The 11,224-nt window shown below is 68.1% G+C and carries 9 protein-coding genes and 2 pseudogenes; 5 read left to right on the top strand and 6 right to left on the bottom strand.

Going from position 1 to position 11,224, the window contains the following annotated elements; translation table 11 throughout:
* Nucleotides 1-129 precede the first annotated feature (129 nt).
* Nucleotides 130-1,245: a hypothetical protein gene (locus AB0D57_RS45900; RefSeq protein ID WP_362088465.1), complete on the bottom strand. Its 1,116-nt coding sequence runs from the start codon at nucleotides 1,243-1,245 to the stop codon at nucleotides 130-132.
* Between the two features lie 221 nt (nucleotides 1,246-1,466).
* On the opposite strand from AB0D57_RS45900, the gene AB0D57_RS45895 reads away from it, so the two are divergent.
* Nucleotides 1,467-2,084, top strand: a complete 618-nt coding sequence (locus AB0D57_RS45895; RefSeq protein WP_362088464.1) for a transposase family protein — start codon at nucleotides 1,467-1,469, stop codon at nucleotides 2,082-2,084.
* On the top strand, nucleotides 2,081-2,266 hold the full coding sequence (locus AB0D57_RS45890; RefSeq protein WP_362088463.1) for a hypothetical protein: 186 nt from the start codon (nucleotides 2,081-2,083) through the stop codon (nucleotides 2,264-2,266). Before AB0D57_RS45895 ends, AB0D57_RS45890 begins: the two co-directional genes overlap by 4 nt.
* Nucleotides 2,267-2,565: 299 nt before the next feature.
* Here the strand turns inward: AB0D57_RS45890 and AB0D57_RS45885 are convergent, their stop codons facing one another.
* The 5 genes from AB0D57_RS45885 to AB0D57_RS45865 form a co-directional block, all read right to left on the bottom strand.
* Complete coding sequence (locus AB0D57_RS45885; protein WP_362088462.1) at nucleotides 2,566-3,324, bottom strand: hypothetical protein; 759 nt, start codon at nucleotides 3,322-3,324, stop codon at nucleotides 2,566-2,568.
* 101 nt (nucleotides 3,325-3,425) lie between these two features.
* Nucleotides 3,426-3,842, bottom strand: coding sequence for a hypothetical protein (locus tag AB0D57_RS45880; RefSeq protein WP_362088461.1), 417 nt, complete (start codon nucleotides 3,840-3,842; stop codon nucleotides 3,426-3,428).
* Nucleotides 3,839-5,983, bottom strand: a complete 2,145-nt coding sequence (locus AB0D57_RS45875; RefSeq protein ID WP_362088460.1) for an integrase — start codon at nucleotides 5,981-5,983, stop codon at nucleotides 3,839-3,841. The genes AB0D57_RS45880 and AB0D57_RS45875 overlap by 4 nt, the downstream gene beginning before the upstream one ends.
* A complete protein-coding gene (locus tag AB0D57_RS45870) occupies nucleotides 5,980-7,713 on the bottom strand; it encodes a hypothetical protein (RefSeq protein ID WP_362088459.1) in 1,734 nt (577 codons plus the stop codon). The genes AB0D57_RS45875 and AB0D57_RS45870 overlap by 4 nt, the downstream gene beginning before the upstream one ends.
* On the bottom strand, nucleotides 7,710-9,044 hold the full coding sequence (locus AB0D57_RS45865; RefSeq protein ID WP_362088466.1) for an integrase: 1,335 nt from the start codon (nucleotides 9,042-9,044) through the stop codon (nucleotides 7,710-7,712). Before AB0D57_RS45865 ends, AB0D57_RS45870 begins: the two co-directional genes overlap by 4 nt.
* 494 nt (nucleotides 9,045-9,538) lie before the next feature.
* On the opposite strand from AB0D57_RS45865, the gene AB0D57_RS45860 reads away from it, so the two are divergent.
* From AB0D57_RS45860 to AB0D57_RS45850, 3 genes and pseudogenes are all read left to right on the top strand, one after another.
* Entirely contained in the window at nucleotides 9,539-9,757 is a 219-nt protein-coding gene (locus AB0D57_RS45860) for a hypothetical protein (RefSeq protein ID WP_362088458.1), read from the top strand.
* A 331-nt stretch (nucleotides 9,758-10,088) separates the two neighbouring features.
* Nucleotides 10,089-10,614: pseudogene (locus AB0D57_RS45855) on the top strand (SMI1/KNR4 family protein).
* A gap of 290 nt (nucleotides 10,615-10,904) precedes the next feature.
* Nucleotides 10,905-11,132: pseudogene (locus tag AB0D57_RS45850) on the top strand (M55 family metallopeptidase); the annotation flags it as partial.
* Nucleotides 11,133-11,224: the final 92 nt, after the last annotated feature.

The following is an 11,224-nucleotide window of genomic DNA, read 5'->3' as shown; positions in this document are numbered from 1 at the left end:
AGCTTCCTTCGCCCCTGCGGCCCCCGGTCCTTGCGTATCTCGAAGTCCATTGCATCCCCTGAGCTGGGGTGTTGCAACGACCACTAGAACTCAAGATCCGGCCGGGGCCCACTTGTTTGCGCCCTGCTGCTAGCTGAGCGCGCCCACCGCGTTGATCACCTCGATCGCGTTGTCCGCGTGCGCCGAGCTGTACAGGATCGGCACCGTCGTGGTGTTCGGGTCGTCGCCCTCACCGTGCGAGTTGGTGCCGACGATCTGACCCTCCGGAGTGGCCATCGGACCGCCCGAAGCACCGTGGCCCATGTCGCAGTCGAACTTCAGCCGCTCATCGATGAAGAGGAACGGGTTGGCGTCCTCGGCGTTGCCCGTGCAGTAGAACTGCGTGTAGCCGTCCATGTCGGTGCGCTGGTAGCCCTCGCCCGGGAAGCCGGAGTTGATGATGTCCGACCAGTCGGGGCCGGAGCCGAAGTTGTAGCCCAGGGCACCCACCGTGTCGGTCAGGTTCGTGTACTCGGGCGGCGCGGTGACCGTGAAGGCCGCCATGTCGGCCCAGAGCACGTCTCCGTCAGCAGTCCACGAGGTGGGTGCGACCTTCGCTTTGGCGGCCCACTTGCCCCACGGGGCGTCATAGCCCTCGGGGGCCTGTTCGTTCTTCTTGAAGCCGGGGATGAACACGATCTCCGGGTAGAAGCCTTCCGCACCACTTCCGTCGCCCGGGTGGACGCAGTGCCCGGCGGTCCACACGGTGTTCTTGTTGGCGGTGACGATGGACGACCCGCTACAGCCGTGCTTGGACCCGTCCTTGGCCGTGTACAGGATCTTCCCGACCACGACGGCGGGCTGGGTCTGCGGGAAAGGGACCGGCTGGGCGTAGGGCATCTCCGGCACACTCGTGGCGGAGGCCGTGGACAAAGACATGAGCGTCTTGTTGGAAACCGCGGTCCTGGACTGCGCCGGCAGAACCTGCTTGACCGGGGCGCGGCCCTCGGTCTTCGCCCCGGCTGCGGCCCTCTTGTTGAAGACGGCCTCGTCCTTCTTCTCGTTGGCCAGGGCGGCGCTGACACGCTCGGCGGTCCAGTACTCCCGCACCTTCTGCGGATCGGTGGTCTGCTCGCCGATCGTCAGCTTCTGCGTGGGCGATTCCGTCTTGGCCTGCGCGGCGCCGGCGCTGGCGACGGTGGCGGGCAGGAGCGCTATGGACAGCAGGGCAGCTGCAGTTGCTCGTCCGGTCGTGCGTATGTTCACAGTCGGCCTATCCGGTCGGGATGTTGATCTTGATCCGAGAGTGAAGCACGTCGATGAGGAGGGTCAGTGAAGCGCGTGTGAGGGATCCCCCTGGTTCAAACAGCTGGTTGAGGACGGTCTCGCAGCGCTCTTCGCAGTCTGCGCCACCCTGATCTCCGGGGCGACGACCGCGCTCGCAGGCCGTCCGTCTCGCCGCGGCCCTGCGGCCGGCACTGTCGGCCGTGCCGGCCTCCATTCGGTCCACGGTCCGCGAGTACCTCGACGCGTACGGGCTCGCCTTCGAGGCATTCAACTTCGCCCTCGCCCCGACGGGCGATGGTGGTTCATCGGGCATCGTCCTGGTGTGGGCGATCAGGGACGGCACCCTCGTGCGCACCCGCCGCCGCACCGGGACCGAGAACCGTAAGAACTACAGTGGGAAGCACAAGGCCCATGGCCTGCTGTTTCTCGCCCTGACCGACGAGAAGGGCAACCTGATCTGGATCTCCGCGGCCAAGCCCGGACGCTCCAGTGAAATCACCAGTGCCCGCCACAAGATCACCGAACACCTCCGCGAGTCCGGGCTCGGCGCCCTGGCCGGCCTCGGCTTCGTCGGCTTGGACGACGCCCCCGACAACCCGGTGATCATCACCGGCCGGAAGGCCACCCGGAACCACCGGCTGACCGACGCCGACAAGGAAGCCAGCCGCCTGCTCAGCCGCGAACGTGCCGCCGTCGAGCACGGCTTCGCGAACCTCAAGACCTGGCGCTTCATCACCAAGCTCCGCATGAACGCCCGCCACGCGACCACCCTCCTGCGGGCCCTTCTCGTCCTGGCAAACAGCGAAGTGCAGAGGTGACAGACAATCTCGCCCAGCCGATGACGCTCACGACCAGCACGAGCACGTCACCCCCGGCCCACGCCAGCCTCGTGACCTGCGAAATCAGGATGGAAACTACTCACTGGGCCTACCACCGCGAACGCGAGCACCAGCGTCTCTACCCCACCCCCGACCAGCACCACTATCAGCTCACCGCCTGATCAGGAACTTCCCTCAAGAAGAGCCGCACCCACGGCCGTACGACGCTCAGCCAGGCGCTGACGGCTCCACTGGCGGCACAGGTCGCCACACACCTGACGGCCGCTCAACCGGCGCCCCAGAAACGTACGGACGCAGGCGACACCTACCGCAGCGTGCCGCCCGGTCTCGTGGTGGAAATACTCGCGGGCACTAACCGCCACGCCGTGGTCTTCCCTGTCAAGTTCTTGTGTTCAGACTCTTCGTCTTGATTGCACGGCTCTGAGACGCGGCGGCGGCCTCGTTCGTTACTGGTTCTCACTCAGCTCGAACGAGCAACGACCTGTCTGACGACGGAGAAGCGCCTTTCACACTCTGGGCAGGTTGCCTCGCCGAAGGCATAGGTCCAGGCGTGCGCCACATCCTCGTGGCCGTCCGCCAGAGCTAGCTCGTAGAGACGGCGGCCAAGGCCGTCGAGGGTGCCAGGAGCGGCCGGATGAAGAGGGAGGGTTTCGATATCGTCGGAGAGGGCGTAGTCCTCCGACGCGCTGAAGAAGCCCCGCTCACCAATGACCACCCATACCGTCGCGCAGCCGTCTGGATCGGGGCACTCAAGCTCGTACTCCTCACTGACGATGCCCCAGGTCAGGTCCTCTGCCCAGTGAATGTCGCCCTCCAGGTTCAGAACCGTCGCAAGCAGGTGGCAGTAGTCATTCCGGTCAGCGGTGGCCTGCCGCCACCGGTTCGCAGCGGCCAGCAGGCGTACGACTTCGTGTGTGTGCTGGTCTCGTAGCTTCCGGGTCTCGTATCGCTGGTCGGCCTGAACCAGGAGGGCACCGGCCAGGTGGAGGGCTGAAGCCGCCGTGTCGGCGTCGTCGCCCTCAGCCATGTTCATCAGCGCAAGCAGTACCAGTGGATGAGATACGTCGAGGGAGCCGTTGTGATAAAGCTCCGTCCATAGGTCGCTCCAGGCCTGACTGTCCCGACCGGTGGCGGCGCGGTCCAGCAAGGAGGTCAGGCGGCCGGAATCGGCCTCGTCTGCACGGGAAACCGGGGAACTACTCGTCATCTCGACATCCAAGCAGACTCCAGAAATCCTCGTTCTACGCCCGTCGCGGCCGTAAACCCAACCGGATCCCTACTGGAACCACTGCTCGCCGTGATCGATGGGGCCACGGCTTCTCAGGCGGTAGGTGGGCGGAACGGAATGACATTCGCGGCGTCCGGTGTAGGCCGCAGTGGGATGTCCTCTCGTTGAGTGAGAACAGCACTTGCGAGGGTGAGACGGGTGACCTGCTGACGGAGTTCTTCGATCTCCGCCTTCTGGTTCACGATCGTCTTCCTGAGCTGGGTAACGGTTTCCCGGAGCCGTTTCTCGGATTCGGGGACCTGCGCGGTTTCCCCGCGGACCCGTTCGTAGAAGGTGTTCTTCAAATCCGAGTGCCGCTTCATGAGGGCCATGCGGTGGACGCCTGCTTCGGCGGCGAGGGCCACGGCGGTGAGGCTCCCGTCGGAGACGGTGGGCGCTCCGGCCAGGAGCCGGTCCATCGCTTCTCGGATGCGGGTGCGTTCGTCGTCGTGCCGGGGCTGCTGGGTCATGTCAGGGCCCTCCCGGGCTGGGCAGTCATCTTGTGGGTGGCGGCGGTGTCGCGGAGCCGGTCGGCATTGGCGGTGAGCCGGCGGGCGAGCGGGCCGGGTGCTGCGGCGGCGAGCTGGTCGATCTCGGCGGCTCGTTCGTGCAGGAGGCGGGCGTGGGTGTCGGTGCGGACCGCGTTTCCGCAGCCGGGTCGGCAGTCGTACTGCCTTGGTGCGTTCGCCCCCGGGGCGGGTTCGCACAGTGCGTTCTCGCGTTTGAACGCGCAGATCAGCAGCGCGTCGGGATTGTCGAACAGGACGACGCCGTCCCGGGCGAGGAATGCTGCGGCCTTCTTCGCGAACGTGCCGGGAACGATCCTGCCTTCGAACCGGGGTGTCGTCGCGGCGGCGGTCAGGGCTCGGCGGGCGGCCGGGCCGGAGATCTTCTCGCCGGCGGCCGCTTGGTCGCGGAGCCCGGCGGCGGTGTCGGCGGCGGCGAGGGCGGTCTCGATGTCGAGGACGGAGTGGATGCCGCTGCGGCTGCGGGATCCGTAGCCGCTGGAGGTCCGGGCGTCCAGGGCGGTGCGCATGTGGCCGTACTGGATAGCGAGGGCGATCAGGCCGCCCGGGCGGCGGGCGATGTGCCAGGCCAGGCTGCGGCGGAACCGCATCAGCCCGATCTTGCCGTGCGGGTCCTCGGGGATGGCCTGCCCGGACAGGCCCTGGGCTTCCGCCTTGCGATTCGCCCAGGCCGTGAAGTCTTCTATGCGCTTGTTCAGCGCGAAGTACTTCAACACTCCGGGGTAGCCGCGCCGTCCGGCGAAGTCGTGGTGGGCGCCTGACAGGAGGAGCTCGCCCGGGGGCACCATGCGTTCCAGGACGCGGATGGCGCGGACGACCGGGGTGATGGCCACCCAGGGGACCTCGCGCTGGGCGCCTGCGGAGACGTGGTTGCCGTCGTCATCGGAGACGTTCTTGTAGTGCCGGCTGCGGATCAGGTGCCGTCCGGGTGCGCCATCGGCGCCGGGTTCGGGGTCAGGGCAGCAGCCCGACCGCAGGCCCTGGACCTCTTGGGGACGCATACCCGTCAGGTACAGGCAGATGATGATTGCGGCCGTGCCCAGGTGCCGCATCAGTTCGGCGGCCTCGCCGTAGTCCATGTGCTCGCGCCAGGGCTTCCCGCCGATCCTTCCGGTGACCTCCACCTGTAGCGGGCACGATCCTGGCCGTTCGCCGACCAGGGACGACAGTCGGTGCTCCCTGGCGAACCGGTCGATCTGGCCGAAGCTCGCGCCGGTGAGAGCGGAGATGTAGGTGCTGGCCAGTCTCTGTCTGCCGTGCATCCGGAGGGTGGGCAGCGGGCCGCCCGACCGGATGCTGGGCAGCAGGAACTCTTGAAGGGCCGCCCGGCTTTTGGGTGTGCCCCCGGCGGGCGTGGCCAGCGAGGTCAGGCGGCGGCGTTCGGCCCAGGCGGCGAGGATGTCGTCGGCGAGGTCGTCGACGAACCGGATCGCCCAGACCAGCAGCGGACCGAGGACCTGCGGGTCCAGCGGCTCCGTGGTGTTCTCCCCGCCCGCGGCCTTTTCGGTCGCGGGCAGGAAGTCGTCGACGCCCTCGTTCTCCCACGGAGGCCGGGCGACCCCCGCAGGGCGGGCGCTGAGCTGGTCGAACGCCCACAGATCCGACAGCCAGGCGCACACCTTCTCCGCGTGGTGGCGGGAGACACCGTTCTTCCAGCGGTCGTCCAGGTAGGCCCGCCACACCTCCTCGGTGCAGTCGCCGAGGCTGGGGATGCGGCGCTCGTGCAGCCAGCGTGCCAGCCGCATCCACTCGTTGCAGGTCCCTTGGATGTCTCCCGCGGAGGCCCGGGGGCGGGCTGAGGTGCCGCGTCCTTGGAGGTAGGTGGGCCGAAGCTGGCCGTTGATCACCGTCCAGGCGGCCAGTTTCACCTGGCCAAGCAGGGGGGCCGGGCAGTTCTTCCAATGGAGCTTGACCAGCCGGGTGCCGGGATTGTCGATGAGCGGGGCCAACGGCCATACGGCATCGGCGTAGCGGGCGCCCGGGTGCGTGTTTCCCGCGCTGATCCACTGGGGCAGTACCACGGGGCTGCCGGGGCCGGGCAAGGGCAGGATGTAGGGGTCGTTCTCGGCGGCGGGGCTGGTCACGGGGCGAGGTCCTTGTTCGCCAGGAGTTTGACAATGTTGCGGTCGGTGTCGGTGACGCGGGCCAGGGCAGCGCTCCAGGCGGCCGGGCCGATTCTGCCGCGCAGGTCCTGAAGCCGATGCAGGTGAGCGCTCCACAGGTCACCGAAGGCGTCGTCGTCGAGGACGGACCGCAGGCTCAGGATCTGCTGGTGCAGGTGGGCGAGCCGGGGATGGTGGCCGGGGTGGACGTGCGCGTTGGGGCAGGCCAGGCAGAGCAGGAAGTCCGCTGCGCAGCCGCCTTCGGGAGCAGGCCAGGGGCTGGTCTCCTCGTCTTGGCAGTCCACCGTCGCCGTCTGCTGATGGTCCGGGTTCGGCCTGTCGGTGACTTTTCCGCCAAAGACGACGGTCCGGGCCTGTTCCATAGCTTCCAGGGCGCCGGCCACGAACGCCTCACGCGAAGCACGCTGGACCCGGCGGTCCGGCAGCACGTAGACGCTCTCATGGGTGCCTCGGGTGTGCTGCAGGGGCCGGCCCTGGTCGGTCACCGTCGTCCGGCGGGCCCGCTGGAACGGCGAACCGCCCAGCTTGTGGTTGTGGGCCCACCTCTGCGCCATGCGCTCGGAGACGCCGAAGGCCAACGGTCCCAGTGGCGCGGGCCGGTCGAGGTGCCGGTGCTGCTGGTTGCGCTGGTAGGCGTGAGCTGCCATCAGGAAATCGGTGCCCGGCTTCAGATAGTTGGCCAGCGCGCGTGCGTGAGCGGTGACTTCCAGGGCCTGGGTGATGAGTCGGCCGGGCGAGTCGGCCCCCGAGTCGGTGATGTTCTCGGTGGAGAACCACCGCCCGCCGCCCGCCCGGTGCTTTTCGATCTGGACCTGGTAGGTCACCGATGCCTTCCCGCCGGCGGACGGCGCAGCCGTCGGTGCCGGCAGACGGTCGTAGAGGGACAGGTTCCATCCGAACCTGTCGGTCAGGAGCACCGCCAGCGCGGTGAGCTCCCCGCGGGTCGGAAACAGCCGGCCCCAGGTCATCTCCACGCCGCGGCCGCCCAGCAGCGTGTAGTACGTCGCCTGGACCCGTCCGCTCGGGGAGACGGTCAGAGGGACATCGCCGGTGCGGGCGAGGTGGTCCAGGATCCTCCCTACCTTCCACTCATGGCTGCCTTCGGTGTCCCCGCCCTCCCGCCAGGTGTTCAGCAGGCGCGTGTTCTCGCCGATCCGCAGCCAGGCCGCCCGGAACTGACGCTGAGCGGCCAGTACAACCCGGTCCCGCTCGGCCTGTCCGTAGGGCTGCTTGCTCGGCGTCGGCCGGGGTATCCGGCGAGCCAGTTCCTCCGCCACCGGGCCGGTGGTAAGCCGGGGATCACGCCGCAGCACCAGGCGGACCGTGGTCAGCGTGCCCCTGCCGGTGTTGGTGCCGATGTGCCGCTCCCGCCAGTCCCGCATAGTGGCGGCGGTCAGTGCGTCCAGGTCTTCGGGCGGATCCTCCAGCCCGGACAGGAACGCCGCGAACACCCTGATCCTGGCCCAGTAGGACGCGGCGGTCTTGTGGCAGGTCCAGCCGCGGGACTGCGCGGCGAACGCCGCGGCCAGCGAACACTGCACCGGCCCCGCGACGGGCAACCCGGTGAAGTCGAACGCCTTGCCGTAGCCGGCCTTGTTGGTGACCGTCACGACGAAACCGCCCGGGGCCAGCGGGGGCTCGGTGCGATGCCCGGCCGGCGGCAGGACGGCCTTGCGTCCGCGCCTGCTCACGAGGCCACCGTGCCCAGCAGAGCGTCGATGTCCTGGATCCCGGCCGTCTCCCGGGCAAGCCGGGCGAAGACGCCGTCCATATCCCCAGCCTGCTGCCCCTGGCCGCCGTCGGTCTCCGCCATGGCCAGGATCGACTCCAGCTGCAGATGCGCGACCGGCGCGAGGTAATGCCGTTTCGTGGTCTCCACGTCCGCGTGCCCCAGGATCGTCTTCACCAGCCACCACGGATCACCGAACAGCAGGGCGAAGTCCCGCCGCTCGGTCGTCGACAGCCCGTAGCGGGACTCGAACAGCTCGTTCAGCAGCACCAGCAGGTAGAGCGCCGCCGAGTGCCGGGTGGAGTGCGGGGTGGCGTACGGGCTCTTGCCCCGTACCTCCGCCAGCCGGAAATCCCGGGTGACCGCCCGCTCCTGTGCGGTGAGCAGAACCTGTTCGCAGCGCAGGTTCGCCGCCCTGAACACCCCGTTCCACCGCTCGGGCGCCATCGGCAGGCCCTGCTCGGTCAGCCACAGATACGCCGGTTCCGGCCCATCCGGCCCCTCCAGGAACAACGACTGCCGCTCAACCCAGTCCAGTCGGCTCAGCTCCCGCCGGCCCAGGATGCCGTTCCGGTCGACCCACTCCACTGTCGTCCTCAGCCCGTCGCTCACCCGGGTGATCAGCCGCATCTGCGCCAGCCGCTCGTAGCGGCCCAGGACCTGAGCCCGTTGGACGGCCCACGCCCGCTCGGACCGGATGTACGCCTCGACCTGGCCGACCGCGTCGACCGAGGCGTAGAACACCCGGCTGTTCTTCGAGCGCGTCACCGCGCCGGCTATCCGTCCGTGGCAGTACCGGCCATGCCGAAGACGCCGGGTCGGCAGCTCGAACGTCAGCAGCGACCCGCCTTCCTGCCGCCGCAGAGCCGAGGACAGCAGTAACTGCACGAAGCTCGTGTTCCGCATCTCCGTCCGCGAGTCCCACCCCGGGCCCGGTATCCCGGCCCGCGTGTGGCCGCGCAGTCCGATGTCGGACCACAGGCCCCATGTCCGCGGCGTCAGCCACGACACCCGCGAGCTGACCGAATCGGCTGCCCGGTCCTCCCGCCGCGAGACGTCCACCGGCAGCGGGTGCACCTTCCCCCACCGGAACAGCTTGGTGAACGCCGCCGCCTCCCGGTCCCACTTCGTCCCACTGATCCGCTCCGGGTTCTGCGGCGCATCGCACCGCCAGTCCCGGAAGTCATCCAGATCCTGCTGCGTCGCGCGCCGCCACGGGACGTCCCGCGAGGACAGGAAATCCAGCAGCAGCCGCATGTCCGTCGAGTAGTTGCGCTTCGACTCCCGCTCCATGTTCCGGAACGTGCCCGACCGCACGAAATCCAGAAGATCCGCATCGACCGTCCCGTCAGGCCGTACGAACACCGGGTCGCCCGGCTTCAGGCCGATCGCGGCCACAGCCTCCGGCAGATCCCGCACCCCCAGCACACCCTCCGAGGGCAGCGTCCCCCACGTACCTGGATCCGGTACCCGCACCACTTGCCACGTGCCTAACAACGATCTCTCCTGACGCTTGAACTCGCTCAATCATCAGGGAAGTGGTCACCGTGGTCCGTCTGCGTTGAAACGGCCGCAGCGTGGCCGGGCTCATGGTCAGGGCTGCGGTCGGTCCGGCCATGGCGCCGGTGGGCCCGACCACGGCTGTGCGGTCGACGCTACTGGGTGTTCGCGGCCACTGCCGCCAGCCCCCTACGGAACGCGTCCAGCCGGGGTGTCAGCTCGCCCGGAGGGCCGTCCACGGTGGCGAGGAAGTAGGCGCCGACGGCCCTCGCGATGCCCTCCGAGGCGTGTGTGAAGTCGCCCCAGGAGACCTCGCCGTCTCTGACCTTGAGGACAACAGCGCCTTAGCTCTCGTGGGCGATCAGCAGGACGCGTTCGTGCGGATCCGGGCAGCCGCAGCCCGCTACCTTCCCGCCCGCGGCGAGAACGCGGCGCCGGACGGGGCGACCTTCGGCGTCAGCGTGATGCCGCACTCGAACTTCTCGAACGGCAACGGCGCCAACTGATCTCTCTCGATGGTGAAGTTGAAACCGATGGTGGTCAGCCTGACGGGCAGGATCCGGGCGTCCTGGGCCGCGTCGATCGCGGCGATCTTCTCGTTCAGCTCGCTCAGCGAGGCAACGTCGGGAACCGGGACGAGGTGCGTGCGGCGGAAGCGTCCGCCCTCGTGTTCGACTCCGCCCTTCTCGTGGGCGCGGCCGGGGATGCAGTAGAAGGCATCGAAGCCGATCTTCCGTGGGTTCAGGAAATCTGAAGGCTCCGAATCGCGAACTCAGGGACACCACGGCGACTCTGACCCGTGAGCGAGGCCGGTTGCCATGTCGCTAGCCTGTGCGAGTGACGCCTGCCGATGATCGACAGTTCCCCGCCGCGCTCGCCGCTGCGATGGCCGTATCGTTTGACTACGCGGGCGGTGACGGGGTCGACTTCGAGCCTTTCGGGGTATTCCTGTCCGCTGAGGAGACCACCGACTGGTTCCGGGCATGGACCGGAAACGGCGAACTGGACGACGCTGGCTTCCGCGTCTTCGGTCAGGATGGCTCGGGCGGGTATGCGGCGTTGGCTGATCCGCCCGAGCCAGCGACTGGCCGACCAACCCGTTGTTTTCCTCGGGTCCGAGGGGGAGACGGGTGTTGTCGCGCGCGATCTGGGCGACTTTCTGTGGCTGCTGGCCGGCGGCTTCGGCCCCCGGGAGGCAGCCACCTCCTATGAGCCTGACTGGATCCCGCGGCCCAACCGCGATCTGACGGCCATCGCTGAACGGTTCGCACCGGGCCAGCGTCGGTCAGCCGCTACCGTGATCGAGCTGGCCACCCAAGAGTTCCCCGAATTCGACGACACCATCATGGAGCTCTGCCGCTGATTCTGCGCCGGAAACCTCCCCGGCACTCAGCCGAGATCCACTACCGGAGGACACGACCTTCCGCCGCGGCCGTCAGCGGGTTATCGAGGCCGCTCATCATGGGGTGTTCGGTGTCCGCTCTGAAGCTGTTTTTGAGCCTCGCATGACACATCGAGTAGCCCTTCGGGCCAGGTCGGGAGCTTGAAGAGCCCTACCGTCCAGGCCGAAAGCAGTTGATCGCAAGCTGGTGAAGGAACCGGGGGAAGATCGGCGGACGTCTCCTGAGCGATCAAGCTTGAGGAGACTGCGCAGTGCGGATCTACATCAGTGTGGATATGGAAGGCATCACCGGGCTGGTGGACGCCGACGATGTCCAGCCCGCTGGCCGAGATTACGAGCGTGGACGGCTGATGATGGCGGAGGACGTCAATGCTGCCGTCCGCGGCGCCGTGGCAGCCGGTGCCACAGATATCACCGTCAACGATGCGCACGGCCCGATGCGCAACATCCTGCCTGAATCGCTGCACCCCGCAGCCCAATGCCACGTAGATAAGCAGTTCGGTGATCTCTTTCCACATGTGCACAGCGACACGCCCGGGCTGGCTGTGGATAGTCAACGGGTATAACCACT

It is taken from the genome of Streptomyces sp. NPDC048275, from assembly GCF_040652275.1.
GTDB lineage: Bacteria > Actinomycetota > Actinomycetes > Streptomycetales > Streptomycetaceae > Streptomyces.
This window is presented reverse-complemented; position numbering and strand designations above follow the sequence as displayed.